The following is a 23,998-nucleotide window of genomic DNA, read 5'->3' as shown; positions in this document are numbered from 1 at the left end:
ATCCGCCGCCGGCCCGCCGACGCCGGGACCCCCGCGTGAACGGGCTCGTCCTCCTCGCCGCCGGGGCCCCCGTGCTATTCGCCGCCGGTCTCGGCGCCGGCCGACTCCTGGCCCGCAGGGCCGACCCGGACGGCACGGACCACGGCACCCCCGTGCAACGCGCCACCTTCCACACCCTGCACACCGCGTCCATGGCCGCGCCCCCGCTGCGCGCCGGACTCACCGAGGACGCGGCCCGCAAGGCGGTACGACGGCTCCGGCCGCTGTTCGCCACGGCCGCGCTCGGCCTCACCGCCGAGGACCGGCTGCTGGCCTGGGACGGACCGGGCCGGCACCACGCGGACACGGCCCTGGAGCGGGTCCGCCAGGTGCTGGACACCGGCCGCGCCCAGACCTTCACCGTCGGCTGCCCGGACCCGGCCTGCCCGGTACGCCGGGGTGCCGTCGCCCCGCTCACCGTCGACGGGCGGGTGCTCGGCGCGCTCGTCGTGCTGAGCACCGGGGAATCGGAGTCCGTGGGCCGGGCCACCGAGGAGGTGGCGCGCTGGGTCTCCGTACAGCTCGAACTCGCCGAACTCGACCGGACCCGCACGGGGCTGATCGAGGCGGAGATCCGGGCGCTGCGCGCGCAGATCTCACCGCACTTCGTCTACAACTCGCTGGCGGCGATCGCCTCGTTCGTGCGGACCGACCCCGAACGGGCCCGGGAGCTCCTGCTGGAGTTCGCCGACTTCACCCGCTACTCCTTCCGCCGGCACGGTGAGTTCACCACGCTGGCCGAGGAGTTGCGCTCCGTCGAGCAGTTCCTCGAGCTGGTCCGCGCCCGGTTCGGACAGCGGCTGCGGGTCACCCTGCAGATCGCCCCCGAGGTGCTGCCCGTGGCGGTGCCCTTCCTCTGCCTCCAGCCCCTGGTGGAGAACGCGGTCAAGCACGGGCTGGAGGAGAGCGTCGAGCGCAGCCGCATCGCCATCACCGCGCAGGACGAGGGCGCGACGGCCCGGATCGTCATCGAGGACAACGGGGTCGGCGTGGAACCGGACCGGCTGCGCCGCATCCTGCGCGGCGAGGGCAGCCCCTCGGCCGGCATCGGGCTGCGCAACGTGGACGAGCGGCTGCGCCAGGTCTACGGCGACGAGCACGGACTGGTCATCGAGACCGGTGTCGGTGCCGGAATGAAGATCACGATGCGCGTCCCCAAGTACCGCGGGGCAGCACCGCGGTCCTCACGTCACCGAGCCGCTCACGGGTGACCGGCGGTCCCGCCCGACGGGAGCCCGGCCCCGCCGTCCTGGGCCTGCCTCCGCTGCCGCCGTGCCGCCATCACCGCGTAGACGATGATGCCGACGAACAGGAACAGCACGCCCTGGTACACCGCCGCGTAGCCCGCGCCCGCCATCAGCCAGACGGAGAAGGCGGCGGCGACCGCGGTGACCACCGAGTCCCGGACCAGCCGTGCCCGGTCCACCGTCCCGCCGCGGCCGGAGACCAGGTGGAAGATCTGCGCCGCGGTGGCCAGCAGGTAGGGGACCGTCGCGGTGAACGTGGTCACCAGGACGAGGATCTCGAAGACCTTGCCCGAGCCGGAGGCGTAGTTGTAGACGGTGAGCAGGGAGGCGAGCACGACCGTCACGCCGACACCGACCGTGGGCACGCCACGGCGCCGGCGTGCGAACGCGCTCGGGAACAGGCCGTCACGGGCCGCCGCGTACGGCGTCTGCGCGCTCAGCAGGGTCCAGCCGTTGAGGCAGCCGGTCATCGACACCAGGGCGGCGAGCGCCACCGCCGTACCGCCCCAGCTGCCGCCGAACATCGCGTTCACGGCGTCCGAGAACGGCGCGGTGGAGGTCACCAGACGGTCGTGCGCGACCGTGCCGAACACGGACAGCGTGCCGAGCAGGTAGACGAGCGCGGCACCCGCGGTGCCGATCACGGTGGCACGCCCCACGTTGCGGCGGGCGTTCCTGACCTCGCCCGCGCTGACGGCGGCGGACTCCACCCCCAGGTAGGAGAAGAGCAGCAGGGCGGCGGAGGCGGACACCGCGCCGACCGCACCCTGGCCGCTGGTGTTGAACGGCCCCAGCCGGTCGGGGTCGAAGAAGAACAGCCCGCCGACCGCCACGAGCAGCAGCGGTACGAACTTCAGCACCGTCGACACCAGCTGGACGGCGCCGACGTACCGGGTGCCCGCGAAGTTGGCGAGCGCGGGCAGCCACTGCAGGGCCAGCGCGGCCAGGCAGGCGGTCCAGCGGTGCCCGTTCACCGGGATCAGGACGTCGAGGTAGCCGACGGCGGCCACGGCGAGCGCGGCGTTCGACACCCACGTGGTGATCCAGTACGACCAGGCGGCGAGGAAGCCCGCGAAGTCGCCGAACGCCTCGCGGGCGTAGACGTAGGGTCCGCCGGTGCGCGGGTCGCGCGCCGCGAGCCGGCCGAAGACCAGGGCGAGTGCGATGGCACCGACGGTCAGCACGCCGAAGGCGACCAGGCTGACCGTGCCGTACGGGGCGATGGAGGCGGGGAGCAGGAAGATGCCGCCGCCGATGATGTTGCCCATGACCAGCGCGGTGGCGACGGGCAGGCCGAACCGGCGGGCATGCCTGCCGGTGTCGCCGTGCCGGTCCTCGGCGGGGAGATCGGGGGACGTGGCGGGGACCCCCGTGGGGGCCGGAGCCGACTGCGGGACGGTTCCGGTGCTGTGCATCGGTGGTGCGCCTCTCATGGAACTGACGTTCCCGGGATCGCCGGGACGGGCCCATGGTCGGGGATGCACCGATGTGGCTCAAAATCGCCGTTTGTTGTTCTGTGCGGGCCGCTTGATCACGGAAAAAGCGTCGTGGCACGGCCCCCGCGCCGCCAGATGTCCGGCGCCTCCCGCGGGGCGCTCCGGGGGCCGGCCGCGGTCAGTCCGGTGCCGCCCAGAGGCTGCGCACATGTCCCAGGTGCCGGGTCATGACCGCGTGCACGGCCTTCTCGTCGCGCTCCAGCAGCGCGTCCAGCAGCTCCAGGTGCTCCTCGGCGGAGGCCAGCAGCCGCCCCGCCTCCACCAGTGCGGTCAGGCCGTAGAGGCGGGAGCGTTTGCGCAGGTCGGCGACGACCTCGACCAGGTGGGCGTTGCCGGCCAGGGCGAGCAGCCCCAGGTGGAAGCGGGTGTCGGCCTCGACGTAGCCGATCAGGTCGCCCGCCGCCGCGGCGGCGACGATCTCCCGGGCCGCCGGGCGCAGCGCCTCCAGGGAGACGCGGTCGGCGGTGCGGGCCAGCTCCACCACGGTGGGGATCTCGATCAGCGCCCGGACGTGCGTGTACTCGTCCAGCTGCCGGTCGGAGACGACGGTGACCCGGAAGCCCTTGTTGGGCACGGTGTCGACCAGCCCCTCCTTGGCCAGGTCGAGCATCGCCTCCCGCACGGGTGTCGCCGAGACGCCGAACCGGGTGGCGAGCGAGGGCGCCGAGTACACCTCGCCCGGCCGCAGCTCGCCCGCGATCAGCGCGGCGCGCAGCGCGTCCGCGACCCGCTCGCGGTAGCTGCTCCGCCGGCCGCCCAGCCGGGGGAGGGCGGGCAGCTCCGCGTCCCGCGCGCCCTGAGCCGTATTCTGTGCCATGTCACGCATCACCGGGTGAGTCTAGAGGACCCCCTAGAGCACGAAGCCCTCCGGGAACGGGTCGGTCGGGTCCAGCAGGTACTGCGCGGTGCCCGTGATCCACGCGCGCCCGGTGAAGCTGGGCAGCACGGCCGGCACCCCGGCGACCTCCGCCGTCCCCAGCAGCCGGCCGGTGAACCGGGTGCCGATGAACGACTCGTTCACGAACTCGGTGTGCAGCGGCAGTTCACCGCGCGCGTGCAGCTGTGCCATCCGCGCACTGGTGCCGGTGCCGCACGGGGAGCGGTCGAACCAGCCGGGGTGGATGACCATGGCGTGCCGGGAGTGCCGGGCCGTGGCACCGGGCGCGTACAGGTGGACGTGGTGGCAGCCGCGGATGGACGGGTCCTCCGGGTGCACCGGCTCCGCCTGCTCGTTGACGGCCTCCATCAGGGACAGTCCGGCCGCCAGGATGTCGTCCTTGCGGGCCCGGTCGAAGGGCAGCCCGAAGGTGTCGAGCGGCAGGATCGCGTAGAAGTTGCCGCCGTAGGCCAGGTCGTAGGTGACGGTACGGCCGTCGGGCAGGGTGACCTCGCGGTCCAGGCCGGCCGCGAACGAGGGGACGTTGCGCAGCGTCACGCCGCGTGCGGCGCCGTCCTCCACCGCGACCTCGGCGACCACGAGCCCCGCCGGGGTGTCCAGCCGGATGACGGTGACCGGCTCGGTGACCTCCACCATCCCGGTCTCGACCAGCACGGTGGCCACCCCGATCGTGCCGTGCCCGCACATCGGCAGATAACCGGAGACCTCGATGTAGACCACGCCCCAGTCGCAGTCGGGGCGGGTGGGCGGCTGCAGGATCGCGCCGCTCATGGCGGAGTGGCCGCGCGGCTCGTTCATCAGCAACCGCTTGACGCCGTCGCGGTGTTCACGGAACCACAGCCGCCGTTCGTTCATGGTCGCGCCCGGGATGGTGCCGATCCCGCCGGTGATCACCCGGGTCGGCATGCCCTCGGTGTGCGAGTCGACGGCGTGCAGGACGAGTGTGCTGCGCATGGTCCGGCTCCCTTACGCGAGGCCCGCGGCGACGGCCTTCTCGGTGGCCGCGCGGACCGCGGCCTCCTGTTCGGGCAGCAGCGGCACCCGCGGCGGGCGCACCGGGCCGCCGTACCGCCCGACGACGTCCATGGAGAGCTTGATCGCCTGCACGAACTCCACCTTCGAGTCCCAGCGCAGCAGCGGGTGCAGCTGCCGGTACAGGGGGAGCGCGGTGGTGAGGTCGCCGGCCAGCGCGGCGCGGTACAGCTCCACCGAGGCCCGCGGGAGCGCGTTCGGATAGCCGGCCACCCAGCCCTTGGCGCCGGACACCGCCAGCTCCAGCAGCACGTCGTCGGCGCCGATCAGCAGGTCCAGCTCGGGCGCGAGTTCGGCGATGCGGTAGGCGCGGCGGACGTCTCCGGAGAACTCCTTGACGGCCTGCACGAGCCCCTCGCCGTGCAGCCGGGCGAGGAGTTCGGGCACCAGGTCGACCTTGGTGTCGATCGGGTTGTTGTACGCCACCACGGGCAGGCCCGCCTTCGCGACCTCCGCGTAGTGCGCGAGCACCGACCGCTCGTCGGCGCGGTAGGCGTTGGGCGGCAGCAGCATCACCGCCCCGCACCCGGCCTCGGCCGCCTGCTCGGCCCAGCGGCGGGCCTCGGCCGAGCCGTAGGCGGCGACCCCCGGCATCACCCGCTCGCCGCCGACCGCGGCCACGGCCGTCTCCACCACCCGGGTCCGCTCCTGCGGGGTGAGCACCTGGTACTCGCCGAGCGAGCCGTTCGGTACGACGCCGTCGCAGCCGTTCGCCACGAGCCAGGCGCAGTGCTCGGCGTAGCGGTCGTGGTCGACCGAGAGGTCGGCGCGCAGGGGGAGGGCGGTGGCGACGAGGATGCCGCGCCAGGGACGGTGCTGTGCCATGGTCATGGATGTTCCCTCATTCGTGGCGTGTGACATAGTACTGAGTGGGGTGCCGGACCCCGAGCCGTTCGGGTGCCGGTCCGAGCCGGGTCCGAGCCGTGGGCGTGCTGGTGTGAGTCGCAGGGCGTGCTGGTGCGGGTCGTCCGGGCGGTGCCGGTCTCACTCCCTCTCCGGCAGGGCGGCCAGGACGCCCAGCGGTACCGGCCGGGCGAACGGCCGGCGTCCGGCGGTGAGCGGGCAGCCGGCCAGGCCCGCCACCGCGGGCCCGCACATCCGGCCCTGGCACCAGCCCATCCCGGCCCGGGTGAGCAGCTTCACCGTGCGCAGGTCCCCGGCGCCGAGCTCACCGGCCTCCCGCACCCGTCCGGCGGTGACCTCCTCGCAGCGGCACACCACCGTGGCGTCCGGGATCCGGTCCGCCCAGCCGGCCGGCGGCGCGTACACCTCGTCCAGGGCCGTGGCGAACGCCCGCAGCCGGGTCCTGGCCCGGTCGGCGGCGGCCCAGTGGCGCGGGTCGGGGACTGTGCCGTGCAGCCGGGCGGCGGCCGAGCTCCCGGCGATGTGCCCCTCGGCGAGCGCCAGCGCCGCGCCGCCCACGCCGGTGGCCTCCCCGGCGGCCCAGACACCGGGCACGTCGGTGCGCTGCTCGGCGTCGACCCGTACGGAGGTGCCGGACAGGGTGCAGCCGAGGGTCTCGGCGAGGTCGGTGTGCGGCAGCATGCCGTGGCCGACGGCGAGGGTGTCGCAGGGAATGCGCCGGGCGCTGCCGGGCCGGAGCCGGCCGTCCCGGTCGAGCGCGGCCACCGTCACCGCCTCCAGCCGGCCGGTGCCGTGCGCCGCGACGACGGTGTGCCGGGTCAGGGTGCGCACGCCGTGCCGGAGCAGCCGGGCCGCGTACCCCGCGCCCTCGGCGAGTTTGCCGGGCTGTGCGGCCAGGGCGGGCGCCCGGCGCGGCAACGCGGCCGGATCGGCGGACTCGACCAGCGCGGCGACCCGGGCGCCGGCCGCGGCGAGCCCGGTGGCCACCGGCAGCAGCAGCGGCCCGGTCCCGGCCACCACCACCCTCCGGCCGGGCAGCACCAGGCCGCCCTTGAGCATGGCCTGCGCGCCGCCCGCCGTGACGACCCCGGGCAGTGTCCAGCCGGGGAACGGCAGCACCCGCTCGTACCCGCCGGTGGCGAGCAGCACGGCGTCGGCCCGGACGGTGACGCCCTCCTGCTGCGCCGGGCCGCGCAGGGCGTGCACGGTGACCGGCCCGGAGTCCGACCGCCGCTCCACGCACCACACGTGGTGGTCGGTCAGGTGGGTGATCCGGCCGGCCGCGCGGTGCCGGGCCAGCGCGTCCCGCAGCCGCTCCCAGGTGCGCCACTGGTGGTGCAGGGCCCCCGGCCGACGTGCGCCGAGGGCCGGGGCGGGCTGCCGGTAGAACTGCCCGCCGGCCTGCTCGGCCGCGTCGACCAGGGTCACGCGGACACCTCGTGCCGCTGCCGCCAGCGCCCCGGCGAGACCCGCGGGGCCCGCGCCGACGACGGTGAGTCGCGGTGGTTCAGTCATCGCCGGGGCCCGTCCCCTCCTGTGTGCGGATCACGTCTCCCGGGCGCACCGGCACCAGGCAGGCCCGCTGGTTCGGACGGCCGTTGACGGTCACCAGACAGTCGAAGCACACCCCGATCCCGCAGAACACACCGCGCGGCTCGCCGGTGCCGCGCGTCCTGCGCCAGGCCGTCACGCCCGCCGCCCACAGCGCCGCCGCGACCGTCTGGCCCGGCAGCGCGGACAGGGGCCGGCCGTCGAAGGTGACGGTGCAGGCCTCGCGCGGGCGGGCGCGGGTCAGCTTCAGCGGATTCACCGGACGTCGCCTCCCTCGGTGTCGAACCGCTCCGGACGGAACGGCGTGAGATCCAGCTCGGGCGCCTTCCCGGTGAGCACCCGCGCGATCGACTGTCCGGTGCCGGGGGCGAGTCCGATGCCGGCGCCCTCGTGCCCGCAGGCGTGGAACAGGCCGGGCGCCCGCGGGTCGGGCCCGATCGCCGGCAGGTGGTCGGGCAGGTACGGCCGGAAGCCCGCGTACGTCCGCAGCGCGCGGACCCGCTCCAGGAACGGGAACAGTCCGACCGCCCCGGCCGCGAGCGCCCGAACCGCGTCCAGCGACAGCGAGCGGTCGAAGCCCACCCGCTCCCGTGTGGCGCCGATCAGCACCGGGCCGGCGGGCGTGCCCTCCACCACCGGCGAACTGCGCAGGCCGGCCGAGTCGCTGGCCACGTCGGCGACGTAGTCCGCGGCGTACACCTTGTGCCGGATCATTCGCGGCAGTGGCTCGGTGACCAGCACGAAGCCGCGCCGCGGCAGGACGGGCAGCCGGACGCTGGCGAGCGCGGCGAGGTCGCCGCCCCAGGTGCCGGCCGCGTTCACCACCGCCGGTGCGTGGATCTCGCCCCGGTCGGTGCGGACGCCGTACACCGTGCCGCCCGCCGTCCGCAGCACCCCGGTCACGGCCTGCCCGGTGTGCAGGGCGGCACCGGAGGCGCGGGCCAGGTGGGCGGCGGCGAGCGCCGGCATGACCTGGGCGTCCTGCGGATAGTGCACGCCACCCGCCATGCCCGGCGCCACGTGCGGTTCCAGCTCGGCGAGCCCTCCGCCGTCCACGGGTACGGCGGTGACGCCGGCCTCGCGCTGGCCCGCCGCGAAGTCCCGCAGGGCGTCCAGGGCCGGGGGAGTGGAGGCGACCACGAGGCCGCCCTTGGGTTCGTACTCGATCGCGGTGCCGTGCTCCCGCGCCAGCTCGGCCCACAACCGGGCGGACAGCAGGGCGAGTGCGAGTTCCGGGCCCGGTCCCTTGTCGGAGACGAGGAGGTTGCCCTCGCCGGCGCCGGTGGTGCCGCCCGACACCGGGCCCCGGTCCACGAGGCGCACGTCGAGTCCGGCGCGCACGGCGTACCAGGCGCAGGCGGCGCCCACCATTCCGGCCCCGACGACCACGACATCGCAGGTCAGTCGCTTCGTCACGCCAGTACTATGTCACATGTTCCCGTGTCTGAGGAGTCCCCCGCGCCGAGCCGGAGCCCTCGGCCGGCCCGTGTCACGGCCGAGCCCGAGTACCGGGCGTGGACACCCTCTTGACGTCGTACCACCCCGGATCGACACTCCAGGGAGGGAATCCTAGTGAACAGGTAGGGAATCATGACGCGCCTCGCGACGGGCACCGGCCGCACGGGCCGGACGCCGTTGCGCGCCCCCCTGTTGACCTCCCGCCGTCACATCGACCTGCAGCGCGTCTGCAGCGCGATCAGCCGCCACCGCTGACCCGGCCGCCCCCACCGCCACCGACCGGCCCCCCTCCGCGCCGGCGCGTCCGTCCGCACACCCACCTCCGGGGAGACGCATGTCCATCGCTCCGCTCGCCGCCGTGCCGTCCGCCGCCCCTCGTACCGCCCCCGCCTTCCGGGGCCGGATCGGCCGGGACGCGCGCAGCGGCCACTACGCCGTGCCGCACCGCTACCGGCTCCATCTGTCCACCGCCTGTCCCGACGGGCTGCGCCTCGCCGTCGGCCACCGCCTGCTCGATCTGGACACCGTCTGTCCGGTCACCCTCCTGCCCGCCGTCCCGGACTGTCCCGACGCCGGTCACTCGGTGCTGCGCCCGCTGTACGAGGCGAGCGCCCACCACCACACCGGACCGGCGCTCGGGCCCGTGCTCAGCGACGACTGGTCCGGACGCATCGTCAGCACCCATACGCCCGACATCCTGCGCGACCTGGACCGGTTCCGTCCGGGCGGCGGTGCCCGCCTGTACCCCTCCGGGCTGGAGTCCGTGATCGAGGCCGTCGAGCGGATGTGCGCCGAGGGCATCGAGGAGGCCGCGCAGCGCGCGGGACGGGCCGGTGCCGACCCGGCGGAGCGGGCCGCCGCCCTCGACGTGCTGCTCGACACCCTGGGCCGGCTGGAGCGGCGGCTGGACGGGGAGTCGTACCTCGTCGACGACCGGCTCACCGCCGCCGACATCGAACTGTGGGTGACCCTCGTGCAGCTCGACACCGTCCACCGCTGCCATCTCGACGCCTCCGCCGTGCACCGCATCGCCGGCCACCGCGCCCTGTGGGCCTACGCCCGCCGGCTGGCCGCGCACCCCGCGTTCGGCCGCCGGCTCGACCTCGACGGCATCGCCCGCCGCCACCACGGCCGCTGCCAGGGCCTGGAAGCCGCCGGAGCAGCTGTCCAGATCCTGGACTGGGCGGCCCACGCCGCGGAAGCCCCGGACGCTTCCCGCAGGTGAGAGCGGGCCGCCGATGTCCGGTGGGCGGACGGCCGTTGACAATCGAACGGGCAACTGCCTTACTTACGGCTCAAGAACGGTCATGAGCGTCAGCGCCAAGCCCTGGCTCGCTGACCGGCAACCCTCGCGCCGCGGTGGGGTGCCCCAGGTGACGACCGGACCGGATGACGTTTCGGTAAGCGCGAGGCCCCCCGGGGCCCGGAACAGTGACAGGTGACGCCATGTACGCAGCTCCCCGGACGGCCGCGAGCCGCCCCCAGGGCTGCGTACCGTCGTACGACGGTCTCCTCGTCGCCGACCGCGCCGTCGACCTGCTCCGCGTGAACAGCGCACTGTGTACCGCACCGGGCTCCGCCCGTTGTCAGGGCTGACCTCTCCTCCCAGCCCCCGCACTCCCGCCGCACGCCGTCCCCGAGGCGTGCCGCTGTCCGCCCAGCCCCCGGTCCCGTGCCTGTCCGTGCGCCGCCTCGTGCCGTAGTGCCGTCGTGGCCCACGCCCGCCCGTGCGCGGCACCCGGGGGTGTCCGACTCCGCCGGAGCCTGCCATGAGTGAACCGCCGGGCGCCGCCGTCTCGCTGGCCGAGGCGCCGCCGACACCGACCGACACCCCGTCGAAACCCCTTGCCGCCCAGCGGGTCCTGCCGCTGCGTCGGCCCGGCCGGTGGATCGTCACCGCCGTCGTCCTGGTGCTCGTCGCGCAGATCCTGCACGGGCTGGTCACCAACCCCTTCTACCAGTGGGACCGCTTCCGCTACTGGTTCGTGCGCCCCACCGTCCTCGACGGCCTCCTCGTCACCCTGGAAGTCACCGCGCTCAGCGCCGTCCTCGGACTCCTCGGCGGGATCCTGCTGGCCCTCGGCCGGCTCTCCGGCAGCCCGGTGCTGCGCGCGGTCAGCTGGACGTACACCTGGCTGTTCCGCTCCGTGCCGCTGATCGTGGTGCTGATCTTCCTCTACAACTTCAGTGCCCTGTACAAGACGTTGAGCCTCGGTGTGCCCTTCGGCCCCGCCTTCGTCACCTTCGACGAGTCGAAACTGGCCACCGACATGACGATCGCCGTCATCGGTCTCAGCCTCAACGAGGCGGCGTACGCCGCAGAGGTGGTGCGCGGCGGCATCCTCTCCGTCGACCAGGGACAGCACGAGGCGGCCGCCGCGCTCGGCCTGCCCAAGGGCTACCAGTTCCGCCGGATCGTCTTCCCGCAGGCCCTGCGGTCCATCACCCCGAACTACGTCAACCAGCTGATCGGACTCGTCAAGAGCACGTCCCTCGTCTTCTACGTGTCCCTGCTCGACATCTTCGGCACCGTCCAGTCGATGAGCAGCACCTACCCCGGTGACGTCGTGCCGCTGCTGCTGGTCGCCACCGTCTGGTACCTGATCCTCACCAGCGCCGTGTCCGTCGTCCAGTTCCACGTCGAGCGGTACCACGCCCGGGGCGCCACCCGCACCCTGCCCCCCACACCCCTGCAGAAGGCGCGGGCCGGCCTGGCCTCGCTGCGGGACCGGCTGCGCAGGGAGGCCGCCGTATGACCACCGCACCGACCCTTCCGGAGACCGCCCCCGCCGCGCTGGAAGTGCACGGCGTCCACAAGTGGTACGGCGCCCACCGCGTCCTCGACGGCATCGACCTGACCGTCCGCCCCGGCGAGGTCACGGTGGTCCTGGGGCCCTCCGGTTCCGGCAAGTCGACGCTGCTCAGGGTGATCAACCACCTGGAGAAGCCCGAGATCGGTCACGTCAGCGTCGGCGGCGAGCTGATCGGGGTGAAGCGCCACGGGGACCGGCTGAAGGAACTCAGCGAGCGCGCCATCCTCGCCCAGCGCGGCCGGATCGGCTTCGTCTTCCAGAACTTCAACCTCTTCCCGCACCTGACCGTCCTCGACAACGTCGCCGCCGCCCCCGTCGCCACGGGCCGGCTGACCAAGGCGGCGGCCGTGGCGCTGGCCCGCGAACTGCTCGACCGCGTGGGGCTCGGCGACAAGGCCGGCGCCTATCCCCGGCAGTTGTCCGGCGGCCAGCAGCAGCGTGTCGCCATCGCCCGCGCCCTCGCCCTGCGGCCCGGGATCATCCTCTTCGACGAACCGACCTCGGCACTCGACCCGGAACTCGTCGGCGAGGTGCTGGCCGTCATCAAGGACCTGGCGACCAGCGGCACCACCCTCGTCATCGTCACCCACGAGATCGGCTTCGCCCGCGAGGTCGCCGACCGGATCGTCTTCATCGACGGCGGCCGGATCGTCGAACAGGGCCCGCCCGGCCAGGTGCTCGACCACCCGCGGCACCAGCGGACCCGGGACTTCCTCGGCAAGGTGCTCTGACCCTCACCGGCTCGCGACGCGAACCCGGACCCGCCACCACAACCACTCCGCGAACGACAAGGACAGCCATGCCCAGCCACCTCTCCCGACGCGGCCTCCTGCGCGGCCTCACCGCGGCCACCGCTGCCTTCTCCCTCGCCGGCGCGCTCACCGCCTGCGGTGGTGACAGCGAGGCCGCCGCCACGACCGACTCCGCGGGCACGGTGACCGTGGGGCGGCTGTCCAACGGAGCCGCCACGCAGACCGCGCTGAAGGTCTCCGAAGTGAAGTCCATCAGCGCTCACCTGCCCGACTCCGTCCGCAGCAGGGGCAAGCTCGTCATCGGCGTCGGCGCCCTGCCCTCGGGATCCGCGCCGCTGACCTTCCTGGGCAGCGACCAGAAGACCCTCACCGGCTCCGAGCCCGACCTCGGCCGCCTGGTGGCCGCGGTCCTCGGTCTCCAGCCCGAGGTCAGGAACTCCACCTGGGAGAACCTCTTCGTCGGCATCGACAGCGGGAAGGTCGACGTCGCCTTCTCCAACGTCACCGTCACCGAGGAGCGCAAGAAGAAGTACGAGTTCGCCTCCTACCGCAAGGACAACCTGGCCTTCGAGGTGCTGAAGAAGAACCCCTGGAACTTCGACGGCCGGTACCAGAACCTCGCCGGCAAGACGGTCAGCGTGGGCGCCGGCACCAACCAGGAGAAGATCCTGCTGGAGTGGAAGGCGAGACTCGCCAAGGAGGGCAAGAAGCTCACCGTCAAGTACTTCCCGGACCAGAACTCCATCAACCTGGCCCTCAGGAGCGGCAAGATCGACGCCTACTTCGGCCCCAACCCCACGATCTCCTACCGCGTCCGGCAGACCGCCAAGTCCTCCCAGCCGACCCGCAACGCGGGCACCTTCTCCGGCGCCGGCGCCACGCTCCAGGGCCTGATCGCGGCCACCGCCAAGAAGGACAGCCACCTGGCCGAGCCGGTCGCCGAGGCCATCAACTACCTGGTCGAGCACGGGCAGTACGGCAAGCTGCTGGCCGCCTACAACCTCTCCAACGAGTCCCTGCCGAAGTCGGAGGTCAACCCGCCCGGGCTGCCGCTGGACAACTCCTGATGCGCGATCACGTGCCCGGCGTCGGCGCAGGTCCCTTCCCGCCCGACGCCCCCGCCCTCGGCAACGCCGTCCGGGCCGCCCTCGACGGCCCGCACGCCCACCTCGCGCAGCGGTTCGGGCGCGCGGCCCGCTACCGGCCGAGGACCTGCGCCTTCGCGGCTGTCGCCGACCCGGCCGACCCCGCGGCCCGGGACGACCTGCGCACGCTCGTCGGACCGGGAACCACCGTACGGGGCAAGCCGGTCGGGCGGGTCCCCGACGGGTGGGAGACGCTCGGCGACGGCGAGGGCGTCCAGCTCGTCGACACCGCGCTGCGCGCCGAACCGGCCCCGGAGGCGGTGCGCCCGGGGCCCGGGGACGTCCCCGGGTTCCTCGGCCTGGCCGCCCGCACCCGGCCCGGGCCGTTCCCGCGACGGACCGCCGAGATGGGCACCTACCTCGGCCCCAGGCACCACGGCGGGCTCGTCGCCGTGGCGGGGGAAAGACTGCGGCTGCCCGGCTGGACCGAGATCAGCGCGGTGTGCACCGACCCCGCGTATCGCGGCCGGGGGCCGGCGACCCGGCTGGTGCGCGCGGTCGCGGCGGGGATCCGGGAGCGCGGGCACACCCCGTTCCCGCACGCCGCCGCCGACAACACGTCCGCCGTCCGGCTCTACGAGTCGATCGGGTTCACCCCGCGCCGCCGTTCCCGCATCGTGCAGGTGCCGCAGTCCGGGAACAAGCGGCGCCGGCCGGGCGTTGAACGTCACGAAGGCATCCGACACGAGATCCGGCAGGCGGCCGCCGGCCCGGCCCGCCGTGTCCGACGCAGGGAGGTGACGGCCGTGACCCGAGCGCCCCGGCGGGCACGCCCGCCGCGCCCCGTGCCCGCGTACCGCTCCGTCCGTCTGCACTCCCGGCCGCACATAGACCTCCAGCGCGTGTCCGCCGCGCTCTGTCGCCCCTGACCTCACCCCGGCCCTCTTCCCCCGGCCCGGGTCTCCTCCTGCTGCCGCGCCCGCCCGTGGCCGACGCCGCCCGTCCCGGCCGCCGTCGGCACCGCGTGCCGGTGCTCTCGTACGGACATCAAGGAAGGCACCGACGTGTCCTCGACCTCCCCCGCACCACTGCACCTCGCCGTCGCCCTGGACGGCACCGGCTGGCACCCCGCGTCCTGGCGCGAGCCGGTCGCCCGCCCCCGCGACCTGTTCACCGCCGGCTACTGGACCGACCTGATCACCGAGGCCGAACGCGGCCTGCTCGACTTCGTCACCATCGAGGACGGCCTCGGCCCGCAGTCCTCCCTGCTCTTCGCGCCCGACGAGCGCACCGACCAGGTCCGCGGCCGGCTCGACGCGGTCCTCATCGCCTCGCGCGTCGCCCCGCTCACCCGCCGCATAGGCCTGGTGCCGACCGTGGTGACCACCCACACCGAGCCGTTCCACATCTCCAAGGCGATCGCCACCCTCGACTACGTCAGCGCCGGACGCGCGGGCCTGCGGGTGCGGACCACCTTCCGCACCGACGAGGCCGCGCACTTCGGCCGGCGCACCGTCCCCCGGCTCGACGGCTTCGACGGCCCGGACGCCCAGGAGGCGATCACGGAGCTGTTCGACGAGGCCGCCGACCACGTGGAAGTGGTCCGCCGGCTCTGGGACAGCTGGGAGGACGACGCCGAGATCCGGGACGCGGCGACCGGCCGCTTCATCGACCGGGAGAAGCTGCACTACATCGACTTCGAGGGCCGCTTCTTCAGCGTCAGGGGTCCCTCCATCACGCCCCGCCCGCCGCAGGGCCAGCCATTGGTCACCGCCCTCGCCCACCGGACCGTCCCGTACCGGCTCGTCGCCCGCCAGGCCGACATCGGCTACGTCACCCCGCGGGACGCGGACCACGCCCGGGCGATCGTCGCCGAGATCCGCGCCCAGCAGGAGGCGGCGGGCCGTGCCGGGGAGACCCTGCACGTCTTCGGCGACCTCGTCGTCCTCCTGGACGACAGCCGGGCCGAGGCGGAGGACCGCCGGGACCGCCTCGACACCCTCGCGGGCGAGCCGTACACCAGCGACGCCCGGATCTTCACCGGCACGGCCGCCCAACTCGCCGACCTGCTGGAGGAGCTGGCGGCCGCCGGGCTGAGCGGCTTCCGGCTGCGGCCCGCGGTCGCCGGCCACGACCTGCCGCGGATCACCCGGGACCTGGTCCCCGAGCTGCAGCGCCGCCGCCGCTTCCGGGACGCCTACGAGGCCGGCACCCTGCGCGGCCACCTCGGCCTCACCCGGCCCGCCAACCGCTACGCAGCAGCCTGAGACGCCGGAGAGGACGACCGCACCCCATGAGCAAGCCGTTGAAGCAGATCCACCTCGCCGCCCACTTCCCCGGCGTCAACAACACCACCGTGTGGAGCGACCCGGCCGCCGGCAGCCACATCGAGTTCAGCTCCTTCGTCCACTTCGCGCGCACCGCCGAACGCGCCAAGTTCGACTTCCTGTTCCTCGCCGAGGGGCTCAGGCTCCGCGAACAGGGCGGCGAGATCTACGACCTGGACGTCGTCGGCCGCCCCGACACCTTCACCGTGCTGGCCGCCCTGGCCGCCGTCACCGACCGGCTCGGCCTGACCGGCACCATCAACTCCACCTTCAACGAGCCGTACGAGGTGGCCCGCCAGTTCGCCAGCCTCGACCACCTCTCCGACGGCCGGTCCGCGTGGAACGTGGTCACCTCCTGGGACGCCTTCACCGGCGAGAACTTCCGGCGCGGCGGCTTCCTGCCACAGGAGGAGCGCTACTCCCGCGCCAAGGAGTTCCTCGCCACCGCGCACGAGCTGTTCGACTCCTGGCGCGGCGACGAGATCCTCGCCGACCAGGCCACCGGCACCTTCCTCAGGGACGCCCGGGCCGGCGCCTTCGTGCACCAGGGGCAGCACTTCGACATCCACGGCCGGTTCAACGTCCCGCGCTCCCCGCAGGGCCGCCCGGTCGTCTTCCAGGCCGGCGACTCGGAGGAGGGCCGCGAGTTCGCCGCCTCCAGCGCCGACGCGATCTTCAGCCGGTACGCGACGCTGAAGGAGGGCCAGGCCTTCTACACGGACGTCAAGTCCCGCCTCGCCCGGTACGGCCGCCGCCCCGACCAGCTCCTGATCCTGCCCGCCGCGACCTTCGTCCTCGGCGACACCGACCAGGAGGCCGCCGAACTCGCCCGGGAGGTCCGCCGGCAGCAGGTCAGCGGCGCCACCGCCATCAAGCACCTGGAGTTCGTCTGGAACCGGGACCTGTCGGCGTACGACCCGGAGGGTCCGCTGCCCGACGTCGACCCGGTGGTGAGCGAGGAGCACATATCCCGGGGCCGCGCCCAGGTGCGGATGTACCGGGACCCGGTCGCCATCGCCCGCGAGTGGCGGCAGCTCGCCGAGGCCAACAAGTGGTCCATCCGCGACCTGGTCATCCACACCGGCAACCGGCAGACCTTCGTCGGCGCCCCGGCCACCGTCGCGCGGACCATCAACGACTTCGTGCAGGCCGACGCCTCCGACGGCTTCATCCTCGTCCCGCACATCACCCCCGGCGGACTCGACCCGTTCGCCGACAAGGTCGTCCCGCTGCTCCAGGAACAGGGCGTCTTCCGCACCGACTACGCGGGCACGACCCTGCGCGACCACCTGGGCCTCGCCCACCCCGACGCCGGCACCGGTGCCGCGCCCGAGCGGGCCGCGTCGTGACGGGCCTCGCCGCCGCCCCGACCGAGTCCCGGCCCCACCCGGTCACCGGGGTGCCGGGGCCGTAGCAGGAGCGGTTCCGCCCCGGCGCACCGGGGTACGCACGGACCTGCCGCACGCGATCGCCCCGGGGAGGCCACGCAGAACGACGAGCATGCCGTCACCGTGCCCCGGACGACCCGGACGACCCGGGCGGCCGGGACCGCGGTGAGAGTTCATGTGAGTGCAACGGTGGAGACTGGTCCGGGGCGGTGTCACCCGCCTACCGTGGTGAGGTGACCGCCCCGGCGTTGTCCCGCAGACCGCACGTGGACCTGGCGCGCACCGGCGCGCCGGTCTGTCGACACGCCTGACATCCCTCCATCACCCCGGGCCCGCGGGCAGTCCCGAGCTGCCGCTCCTCCCGCCGTCCGCCCAGGGGTGTCCCGTCCGCACGGCGCCGTCCGCACGGCGTTCCAAGGAGATGGACATGCCCACTGTCACCACCCATGAGACGCACCTCGCCCTCCACCGCGCCGGACCGCGCTTCGGCGCGGAGGTGACCGGCGTCGACCTGACCCGCCCCGTCGACGAGGCCACCGCCGACGCGCTGCGCCGGGCCTTCCGCGACCACAAGGTGCTGGTCTTCCGGGACCAGCACCTGACGCCGGACCAGCACGTGGAAGCGGTACGGCTGTTCTCCGACGTCTTCGACCACCCCACCGCCGTGCGGCACCCGGAGCACGCGCTGGTCTACCCGTACAACGTGCGGCAGACCGGCAAGGCCAGCACCTGGCACATCGGAGGCCTGTGGCGCAGCCCGGCCTTCGCCATCGAGTCGCTGACCTATGACGAGGTGCCGGAACTGGGCGGGCACACCCTGTGGGCGGATCTGCAGGCTGCCTACGACGACCTGTCCGAGCCGTTCAAGGCGCTGCTGGCCGACGTCAACGCCGTCTACGACGGGAACCCCGCGAACTACGCGCAGGGCAGCAGGAAGACGGGGATCGGTGAGACGACGGTCGAGCACCCCGTCGTCCTGGAACACCCCCTCACCGGGCGCAAGGGACTCTTCCTCAGCTCCTCCGCGCTCGGGCTCACCGGTGTCACCCCGCAGGAGGGCCGCGTCCTGCTCGACCACCTCCTGCGGCACGCCTCCTCGCCGGACTACACGATCCGCTTCGGCTGGCGGCCCGGCGACTTCGTCCTCTGGGACAACCAGGCCACCTGGCACTACGCCGTGGACGACTACGGCGACGGCGCCCGCGTGTACCGCAAGGTCATCGGCGTGGAACCGCTGCGCACCGCCGGCTGAGCCGGTCCGTCAGCCGCCGGCCGTCCGCGCCGCTGAACCACTCGGTGTGCCCGCCGTAGCACTCGTACCCCAGGCGGTGTTCTCCGGCGAGCCGACGGCCCCGGCACGGGGCCCGGAACCGACGGCGTGGGCGTGGACGTCACCTCCCCCGTAGGTGACGTCCACGCCCGTTCCCCCGGCGCCGGACCGTGGCTCCCCGCCGTCCGTGTGCTGTCACCAGCACATGACCGCTGTCTCTCCCGCCCCCCACGTGGAGTACAGGCGGACCCGGACGACGTAGCGGCGGCCCTTGACGAGCCGGACCCGGACGGCGGCGGTGTCCGGCCCGCCGCCGTCGTCGTGGCCCGCGAGGAAGCGCGGCTCCCCGTCCCGCTCCTCGAAGACCACCAGCACGGTGTCGGCGTCGCCGAAGGTGCCCACGGTGTACGCGCGGGTCTCCGGCGGCTCGACGGTGAAGTCGGCCTGCTCGCCCGGCCCGAGACCGAGCGGAGCGGACCGGAACGGCACCAGCGCGGCCGGCCCGGAGGGCGCGGCGGGCGGGTACCAGCGGAGCACGAACTCCTTGTCGGCCGGGGAGGGGGCGCCGGACGGACACAGCCCCCCGCGGTACTGCTCCGGCTCCAGCACCAGTCCCGGCCCGAACGGCAGCGTCATGACCGACTGCGGGTCCCACACCGAGCCCCCCGCCTCGCAGGCGTCCAGCGGGCGCAGCACGTTCGTGTACGTCGTCTCCCGGCTCCAGAAGTTCGGCGGGCCCCCCAGCTCGGCGTACACGGCCTCGTCGTCCCAGTGCAGCCCGGCGAACGGACTCTGGTGCTCGTGCACCATGCCGAGCGCGTGCCCGATCTGGTGCAGGACGGTCCCGCGCTCCCCGGGCGCGGTCACGTCCCAGCCGAGGTTCACGGTGCGCTCGCCCCGGCCGACCGACAGCGCCTCCCGGCCCACCGCCGACCAGGACCCGGCACCCGCCTGGAACCCGATCCGCAGCTCCGCCTCATGGCGGTCGCCGACCTCGGCGAAGGTGACGCCGATGCCGAGGTCCTGCCACTCGCGCAGGCACCCGCGGACCACGTCCCGCTGCTCCTCGCCGCCCGCCCACGGCACCCGGCGCAGCTCCCCGGTCCCGGGGACCGGGATGACCGAGACGTCGGTGGGGGCGTCCAGGAAGCAGTAGTGCAGCACCGTGCCGTTGACCCACATCCGCCGCCCGGCGAGCAGCGCGCCCAGCCGCTCGGCGGTCAGCCCCGGTGCGAACGACGGGGCCGGCTGCCGCGGGAGCGAGCAGAGGCGTCGGGTCATGCGGCCAGCCTGCCGCCAGCCCCGCCCGCCCGCCTGAGTCGGGAGCTGCTCAAGTCGCCCTGTATCAGACCTGAGTACACGCGCTCTGTCTGATGTGAGGACCTACGGACAGGACGCGAAGACCCTGGAGCTGCCGTGGCCGTTCACCGGCCGCGCGGACGAACTGGAGCTGGTGCGCGGTGCGCTGGGCGCCGGCCGGCCCGGCATCGTGGTGACCGGACCGGCGGGCCGCGGCAAGACCCGGCTGATCACGGAGGCGGTCAGGGGCACGGACCACGCCCGGGTGACCGGCACGCCCGAGGCCCGGGACCTGCCCCTCGCCGCCTTCGCGCACCTGCTCCCGGACACCGTCTCGCTGCACCGCGCCGTCCGCGCGCTGTCCGGCGTACGGCTCCTCGTCGTGGACGACGCCCAGCTGCTGGACGAGACCTCCGCCGCCCTGGTCCACCAGCTGGCCGTGCGGGGCCGTACCCGTCTGCTCGTGGCCGCGGCGGACGGTACGCCCGCGCCGGGCGCGGTGTCCCGGCTGTGGACCGGGGAGCTGCTGCCCCGGCTGGCCCTCGACCCGCTGCCCCGCGAGGACACCGCCCGCCTCCTCGCCGGGACCGGACTGGAACCGCTGACCGTGCGCCGGCTGCACCAGGCCTGCCGGGGCGATCTGCGGCTGCTGCGCGACCTGGTGACCGCGCTCACCGGGTCCGGCCGGCTGACGCCCGTCCCGGGCACCGGGGAGCGGGCCTGGCGGGGCGCGCTGCCGGTCACCCCGGCCGTCCGCGAGCGGCTGGCCCCCGCCCTGGAGCGGACCGGACCCGGCGAACGGGACGCCCTGGAACGCCTGGCCTTCGCCGAACCCCTGCCGATGCCGGCGGACGAGCTGGACCTGGACGCCCTCGAACGTCTGGAGGCGGACGGCCTGGTCGACGTCGACGAGCGAGGAGGTGTCACCCTCGCCCATCCCCTGCACGGGCCCGCGCTGCGCGCCACGGCCGGCCGGCTGCGAGCCCGGCGGCTGGCCCGTCCTCCCTTCGCCCACGGTCCCGCGCTCGCCGCCGAACTGCGCACCCTGGCCCGGCGGACGGACCAGCTCGACGTCCGGCCGGTGCCCACGCCGGTGGGGGACTGGCTGCTCGCGGAGGGCGGCCCGCCGCCGGCCCGGTACGCCGAGGTCCGCGCCCGCTTCGCCCGGCTGCGCGGCGAGCTGCGGGAGGCGGCGGCATGGGCGCGGGAGGGGCTGCGGGAGGCACCGGACGACCCGGGCTGCCGGCGTGAACTGGAGCGGGCCGACGGGCAGCCGCGCGAGGGGGCCGACCCGGACGACGTCCTCGCGCCCTATGAGGCCGTCCGCCTCGGCGAGCCCGGGCGGGCCGTGGGGCGGCTGCCGGCCGGGAGTGTGTTCGCGCGGCACGCGGACGCGCTCGCGCGCGGGGACGGGGCCGGGCTGGACCGGGCCGCGCAGGCGCTGGCGGAGCGCGGGTTCGCGCTGTACGCGGCGGAGGCGCACGCGCAGGCCGCACGGGTGCACCGGGATCCGCGGGCCGCGCGGCTCTCGCGCACCCGGGCCGCCGCCCTGGCCCGCCGCTGCGAGGGGGCGCGTACGCGGGCGCTGGCCGGGCTGGTCCTCGGCGAACTCACCGCCCGGCAACGGCAGATCGTGGAGCTGGCGGCGGCGGGGCTGAGCAACCGGGAGATCGCCGAGAAGCTGACGCTGTCCGTCCGGACGGTCGGCAACCATCTCTACAGCGCCTACACGCGGCTGGGCACCGGGGACCGGGGGGCGCTGCCCTGGCTGGTGGACACGACCGGGAGGGAGACGGCGTAGAAGACACCTCTCACGCCGCCCCGAACGCCGCGAACGCCCACCCCGTCGCCTGGTGCACCGCGTCGCCCGGCAGGGACGCGCGGGCGTCGCGGAGGGACTCGGCCAGGGACAGGCCGGCGCCGAGGCCCTTGTGCAGGGCCAGCATCAGCGGCACCACCGCCGCGTCGTTCACCGGTGCGCTGCTCGCCACCACACCGGCCGTGCCCAGCGGCAGCAACGCGGTGACCACGCCGAGGAGTTCGTCGGCGCCGACGGAGGCGAGACGGGCGGTGTCGCAGCTGGAGAGGATGATCCGGTACGGGCTGCGCGCCAGGCGTTCGAAGTCGTGGACGATCAGCGGGCCGTCCGCCATCCGGAGGGCCGAGAACAGCGGGCTGTCGGCGCGGAACGTGCCGTGCGCCGCGAGGTGGGCGAGGCACGCGCCGTCGAGTTCCGCCAGGACCCGCGGCACCTGGGCGGCGTCGTCCTCCAGGACCGTCGCCGCGCCGTACCGGTCCGCCAGTTCGGGGACCTCCGCGCCGCCCGTGGCGAGGCCGGGGCCGCGCACCAGCACCGGCGGGCCGTCCGGCGGCGCCGGGGTCTCGCGGGCGCGCAGCCAGCTGCCCGCCGACGGCGACACGCTGAGCACCCGCTCGCGCAGCGCCGGCAGCAGCGCCCACGGCACCCGGTGCAGCGAGCCCGGCGGCACGATCACCACCTCGCCCGAGCCGAGATGCGGCACCGCCCCCGCCAGCAGGAGTTCCTGCAGGCGCCGGCCCGCGGCCTCCACCAGCGGCAGCCGTGCCTCGGCCCCGGGGTGCGCGAGCCGCCGCAGTCCGGCCTGCACGTGCTCGGCCTCGGCCACCGCCTCCGCCAGCGAACCGCCGGCGAACCGCCGTACCCGGCCCTGCCCGCACAGCAGGACGTGCACCCGGCCGTCCACCACGGCGAGTTCGACCAGCCGCCCGTCACCGAGCCGGTCCAGCAGCCGGCCCACGTCGAACCGGTCGCCCGCGTCGGCGGCGGCCCCGCCCATGTGGCGGGTGCGGGAGCGGATCTCCCGTTCCAGGCGCCGCTTCTCGCGCTCCAGCGCCGGCACCGGGCGGCCCTCCATCCGGGCGGCCTCCGCGCGGGCCGCGATCTCCCGGTAGGCGGTCAGCCCGCTCAGCAGCGCCGGGTCCTCCGGCGGCCGGGTCGGCGGTGTGGACAGCACGGTCGCGCGCCACCGCTCGCTCCACTCCAGCAGCCGTCGCGGACTGCCCTGGGCGAGGGTCACCTCCTGCGCCAGCGCGGCGAGTTCGGCGCCCTGGGCGGTCGCGTGGGCACGCAGCTCCGAGGCGCCCAGCGTCATCCGGTGGTCGTCCAGCACGTCCAGGCCGCGCCGGCACGCCTCCAGCACACCGCGCCGGGAACCGGCCGCCCGCGCCCGCAGCGCCTGCGCCGCCCAGCCCGTCATCCGGGCGGGCGGCGGACCGCCGTGCCGGCTGCGCGCCGCCACCGCCAGGTGCCGCTCCGCGTCCGCCGTCCAGCCCAGCGCCAGCGCGATCCGGCCCGCGAGCAGCGAGGCCTGCGGTGCGGCGGGCGAGCCGAAGGAGGCCAGCCGCTCGGCGACCGCCGCGGCGTCCGCGACCATCCGCCCCGACCGGCGCCCGGCCGCCACCCGCGCCTCCAGCAGCACCAGCCGGGCGTGCGTCTCCCACCACGTCCGGCGCTGCGCCGCGAACAGCCGCACGGCCACGGCGGCGCGGGCCACGGCGGTGTGCGCGTCGCCCGCCGAGCGGGCCGCCCACGAGGCGGCGAGGAGCAGCTCGGCCTTGCGCGTGGACTGCCCGCCGATCCGGTCCAGCAGCGCGATCGCCGCGTCCGCCTCGACCAGCGCCTCCGGGGCGAGCCCCGCCGCCATCAGCACCTCGCAGCGCCGGATCGACAGGTTGTACGTCGGGGTGCCCAGCTTGGCGTAGCGCTCCTCGGCCTCGTCCAGCAGCCGCAGCGCCGCCGGGACGTCCCCGGACCGGAACGCGGCCAGCCCCCGGCTCTCCACCGCGTCCGCCTTGTCGTGCTCCTGGCCGGTGGTGTCCCACAGCCGCTCCGCCGCCGTGAAGTCCGCGACGGCCCGCTCCACCGCGCCCAGCGCCAGGTGCACGGTGGCCCGCAGGGTCAGTGCCCGCGCGGTCCAGATGTCGTCGGCGGCCTGCCTGAGGACCGGAAGGGCCCGCCGTACGTCCTCCAGGGCCTCCCGGTGGTGTCCCAGCACCCACCACACGTACGCCCGCCGGTACAGCACCCGGGCCCGGGTGTGTCCGCCGCCGCGGGCGACACCCCGCTCGAAGGACGCGAGCCCCTGCCGCGTGCGCCCCGCGTGCACCAGTGCGACCCCCAGCGTCGCCAGGACATCGGCCTCCCGGTCGGCCGACTCGGCGCGCGCGGCCAGGTCCCGGGCCCGCCGCAGGTGCCGGAGCGCGATCCGCAGATCGCCGAAGTCCCGCTGCCAGATGCCCAGTACCTGGTGGGCCACACTGGCGTGCAGCGGCGGCGAACCGGCTCCCAGGACCTGTTCGGCGCGCGCCCGGGCCTCGCCGGGATCGGCGAACACCAAGGGCAGCAGTTCGAGAACCGGCTCGCTTCCCGCTGTCACGTCTCGCATGGTAGTGGCCTGCTGTATCAGACGGTGGTCCCGCGACTCTCACTGTCGGACACCG

General features: G+C 74.7%; 21 protein-coding genes and 1 riboswitch. Of the genes, 12 read left to right on the top strand and 9 right to left on the bottom strand.

All coding sequences use genetic code 11. The features are described from left to right. Positions 1-35 precede the first annotated feature (35 nt). Positions 36-1,250: a sensor histidine kinase gene (locus ACZ4VF_RS02800; RefSeq protein ID WP_467922724.1), complete on the top strand. Its 1,215-nt coding sequence runs from the start codon at positions 36-38 to the stop codon at positions 1,248-1,250. Here the strand turns inward: ACZ4VF_RS02800 and ACZ4VF_RS02795 are convergent. From ACZ4VF_RS02795 to ACZ4VF_RS02765, 7 genes are all read right to left on the bottom strand, one after another. Continuing rightward, positions 1,241-2,701 (bottom strand): amino acid permease, encoded by a 1,461-nt coding sequence (locus tag ACZ4VF_RS02795; protein ID WP_467923751.1) that lies wholly within the window; start codon positions 2,699-2,701, stop codon positions 1,241-1,243. The two genes, ACZ4VF_RS02800 and ACZ4VF_RS02795, sit on opposite strands and share 10 nt — an antisense overlap. Before the next feature lie 199 nt (positions 2,702-2,900). Beyond that, positions 2,901-3,599 carry a GntR family transcriptional regulator gene (locus tag ACZ4VF_RS02790; protein ID WP_467922723.1) on the bottom strand — a complete coding sequence of 233 codons (699 nt, stop codon included), beginning with the start codon at positions 3,597-3,599 and terminating at the stop codon, positions 2,901-2,903. A 33-nt stretch (positions 3,600-3,632) separates the two neighbouring features. Next, the gene (locus tag ACZ4VF_RS02785; RefSeq protein WP_467922722.1) at positions 3,633-4,634 is read right to left on the bottom strand and encodes a proline racemase family protein; all 1,002 of its coding nucleotides are present in this window, start codon (positions 4,632-4,634) and stop codon (positions 3,633-3,635) included. 12 nt (positions 4,635-4,646) lie between these two features. After that, a complete protein-coding gene (locus tag ACZ4VF_RS02780; RefSeq protein WP_467922721.1) occupies positions 4,647-5,543 on the bottom strand; it encodes a dihydrodipicolinate synthase family protein in 897 nt (298 codons plus the stop codon). A gap of 153 nt (positions 5,544-5,696) precedes the next feature. Continuing rightward, the gene (locus ACZ4VF_RS02775) at positions 5,697-7,091 is read right to left on the bottom strand and encodes an FAD-dependent oxidoreductase (protein ID WP_467922720.1); all 1,395 of its coding nucleotides are present in this window, start codon (positions 7,089-7,091) and stop codon (positions 5,697-5,699) included. Beyond that, positions 7,084-7,386, bottom strand: coding sequence for a (2Fe-2S)-binding protein (locus ACZ4VF_RS02770; RefSeq protein WP_467922718.1), 303 nt, complete (start codon positions 7,384-7,386; stop codon positions 7,084-7,086). Before ACZ4VF_RS02770 ends, ACZ4VF_RS02775 begins: the two co-directional genes overlap by 8 nt. Then, a complete protein-coding gene (locus tag ACZ4VF_RS02765) occupies positions 7,383-8,543 on the bottom strand; it encodes an NAD(P)/FAD-dependent oxidoreductase (RefSeq protein WP_467922716.1) in 1,161 nt (386 codons plus the stop codon). The genes ACZ4VF_RS02770 and ACZ4VF_RS02765 overlap by 4 nt, the downstream gene beginning before the upstream one ends. Before the next feature lie 174 nt (positions 8,544-8,717). Between ACZ4VF_RS02765 and ACZ4VF_RS02760 the strand changes: the two genes are divergently transcribed. The 10 genes from ACZ4VF_RS02760 to ACZ4VF_RS02715 all read left to right on the top strand — a co-directional run bounded on the left by ACZ4VF_RS02760 (position 8,718) and on the right by ACZ4VF_RS02715 (position 18,202). Further along, on the top strand, positions 8,718-8,840 hold the full coding sequence (locus ACZ4VF_RS02760) for a putative leader peptide (protein ID WP_256464654.1): 123 nt from the start codon (positions 8,718-8,720) through the stop codon (positions 8,838-8,840). Positions 8,841-8,919: 79 nt separating this feature from the next. After that, on the top strand, positions 8,920-9,810 hold the full coding sequence (locus ACZ4VF_RS02755) for a glutathione S-transferase C-terminal domain-containing protein (protein ID WP_467922715.1): 891 nt from the start codon (positions 8,920-8,922) through the stop codon (positions 9,808-9,810). A gap of 78 nt (positions 9,811-9,888) precedes the next feature. Continuing rightward, a riboswitch (SAM riboswitch) is annotated at positions 9,889-9,998 on the top strand. A gap of 33 nt (positions 9,999-10,031) precedes the next feature. Further along, the gene (locus tag ACZ4VF_RS02750; RefSeq protein ID WP_467922713.1) at positions 10,032-10,181 is read left to right on the top strand and encodes a hypothetical protein; all 150 of its coding nucleotides are present in this window, start codon (positions 10,032-10,034) and stop codon (positions 10,179-10,181) included. 173 nt (positions 10,182-10,354) lie between these two features. Beyond that, the gene (locus ACZ4VF_RS02745; protein WP_467922712.1) at positions 10,355-11,341 is read left to right on the top strand and encodes an amino acid ABC transporter permease; all 987 of its coding nucleotides are present in this window, start codon (positions 10,355-10,357) and stop codon (positions 11,339-11,341) included. Beyond that, positions 11,338-12,129, top strand: coding sequence for an amino acid ABC transporter ATP-binding protein (locus ACZ4VF_RS02740; protein WP_467922710.1), 792 nt, complete (start codon positions 11,338-11,340; stop codon positions 12,127-12,129). Before ACZ4VF_RS02745 ends, ACZ4VF_RS02740 begins: the two co-directional genes overlap by 4 nt. Positions 12,130-12,197: 68 nt before the next feature. After that, positions 12,198-13,217, top strand: a complete 1,020-nt coding sequence (locus ACZ4VF_RS02735; RefSeq protein WP_467922709.1) for an ABC transporter substrate-binding protein — start codon at positions 12,198-12,200, stop codon at positions 13,215-13,217. Further along, entirely contained in the window at positions 13,217-14,164 is a 948-nt protein-coding gene (locus ACZ4VF_RS02730) for a GNAT family N-acetyltransferase (protein ID WP_467922707.1), read from the top strand. Before ACZ4VF_RS02735 ends, ACZ4VF_RS02730 begins: the two co-directional genes overlap by 1 nt. Before the next feature lie 135 nt (positions 14,165-14,299). Continuing rightward, entirely contained in the window at positions 14,300-15,502 is a 1,203-nt protein-coding gene (locus ACZ4VF_RS02725) for an LLM class flavin-dependent oxidoreductase (protein ID WP_467922706.1), read from the top strand. A 26-nt stretch (positions 15,503-15,528) separates the two neighbouring features. Continuing rightward, on the top strand, positions 15,529-16,911 hold the full coding sequence (locus ACZ4VF_RS02720) for an NtaA/DmoA family FMN-dependent monooxygenase (protein ID WP_467922705.1): 1,383 nt from the start codon (positions 15,529-15,531) through the stop codon (positions 16,909-16,911). Between the two features lie 466 nt (positions 16,912-17,377). Continuing rightward, positions 17,378-18,202, top strand: coding sequence for a TauD/TfdA dioxygenase family protein (locus tag ACZ4VF_RS02715; RefSeq protein WP_467922704.1), 825 nt, complete (start codon positions 17,378-17,380; stop codon positions 18,200-18,202). Positions 18,203-18,415: 213 nt separating this feature from the next. Here ACZ4VF_RS02715 and absR1 read toward each other — a convergent pair whose 3' ends face one another. Next, a complete protein-coding gene (gene absR1, locus ACZ4VF_RS02710) occupies positions 18,416-19,501 on the bottom strand; it encodes a beta-glucuronidase AbsR1 (protein WP_467922703.1) in 1,086 nt (361 codons plus the stop codon). A gap of 94 nt (positions 19,502-19,595) precedes the next feature. Here absR1 and ACZ4VF_RS02705 point away from each other — a divergent pair, with 94 nt between their 5' ends. Further along, positions 19,596-21,320 carry a LuxR family transcriptional regulator AbsR2 gene (locus ACZ4VF_RS02705; protein WP_467922702.1) on the top strand — a complete coding sequence of 575 codons (1,725 nt, stop codon included), beginning with the start codon at positions 19,596-19,598 and terminating at the stop codon, positions 21,318-21,320. A 10-nt stretch (positions 21,321-21,330) separates the two neighbouring features. On the opposite strand, the gene ACZ4VF_RS02700 is transcribed toward ACZ4VF_RS02705, so the two are convergent. Further along, positions 21,331-23,934 carry a CHAT domain-containing protein gene (locus ACZ4VF_RS02700; protein WP_467922701.1) on the bottom strand — a complete coding sequence of 868 codons (2,604 nt, stop codon included), beginning with the start codon at positions 23,932-23,934 and terminating at the stop codon, positions 21,331-21,333. Between the last annotated feature and the right edge of the window lie 64 nt (positions 23,935-23,998).

The sequence above is a fragment of the Streptomyces sp. NPDC029151 genome (assembly GCF_055564315.1).
The sequence above is the reverse complement of the archived record's forward strand: the minus strand, read 5'-3'. Positions and strand labels throughout refer to the sequence as shown.

Bases quoted from the DNA above. Each gene is read 5' to 3' on its own strand.
- ACZ4VF_RS02795 (WP_467923751.1), bottom strand. From the start codon at position 2,701: ATGCACAGCACCGGAACCGTCCCGCAGTCGGCTCCGGCCCCCACGGGG.
- ACZ4VF_RS02790 (WP_467922723.1), bottom strand. From the start codon at position 3,599: ATGGCACAGAATACGGCTCAGGGCGCGCGGGACGCGGAGCTGCCCGCC.
- ACZ4VF_RS02785 (WP_467922722.1), bottom strand. From the start codon at position 4,634: ATGCGCAGCACACTCGTCCTGCACGCCGTCGACTCGCACACCGAGGGC.
- ACZ4VF_RS02780 (WP_467922721.1), bottom strand. From the start codon at position 5,543: ATGACCATGGCACAGCACCGTCCCTGGCGCGGCATCCTCGTCGCCACC.
- ACZ4VF_RS02775 (WP_467922720.1), bottom strand. From the start codon at position 7,091: ATGACTGAACCACCGCGACTCACCGTCGTCGGCGCGGGCCCCGCGGGT.
- ACZ4VF_RS02760 (WP_256464654.1), top strand. From the start codon at position 8,718: ATGACGCGCCTCGCGACGGGCACCGGCCGCACGGGCCGGACGCCGTTG.
- ACZ4VF_RS02755 (WP_467922715.1), top strand. From the start codon at position 8,920: ATGTCCATCGCTCCGCTCGCCGCCGTGCCGTCCGCCGCCCCTCGTACC.
- ACZ4VF_RS02750 (WP_467922713.1), top strand. From the start codon at position 10,032: ATGTACGCAGCTCCCCGGACGGCCGCGAGCCGCCCCCAGGGCTGCGTA.
- ACZ4VF_RS02745 (WP_467922712.1), top strand. From the start codon at position 10,355: ATGAGTGAACCGCCGGGCGCCGCCGTCTCGCTGGCCGAGGCGCCGCCG.
- ACZ4VF_RS02740 (WP_467922710.1), top strand. From the start codon at position 11,338: ATGACCACCGCACCGACCCTTCCGGAGACCGCCCCCGCCGCGCTGGAA.
- ACZ4VF_RS02735 (WP_467922709.1), top strand. From the start codon at position 12,198: ATGCCCAGCCACCTCTCCCGACGCGGCCTCCTGCGCGGCCTCACCGCG.
- ACZ4VF_RS02730 (WP_467922707.1), top strand. From the start codon at position 13,217: ATGCGCGATCACGTGCCCGGCGTCGGCGCAGGTCCCTTCCCGCCCGAC.
- ACZ4VF_RS02720 (WP_467922705.1), top strand. From the start codon at position 15,529: ATGAGCAAGCCGTTGAAGCAGATCCACCTCGCCGCCCACTTCCCCGGC.
- ACZ4VF_RS02715 (WP_467922704.1), top strand. From the start codon at position 17,378: ATGCCCACTGTCACCACCCATGAGACGCACCTCGCCCTCCACCGCGCC.
- absR1 (WP_467922703.1), bottom strand. From the start codon at position 19,501: ATGACCCGACGCCTCTGCTCGCTCCCGCGGCAGCCGGCCCCGTCGTTC.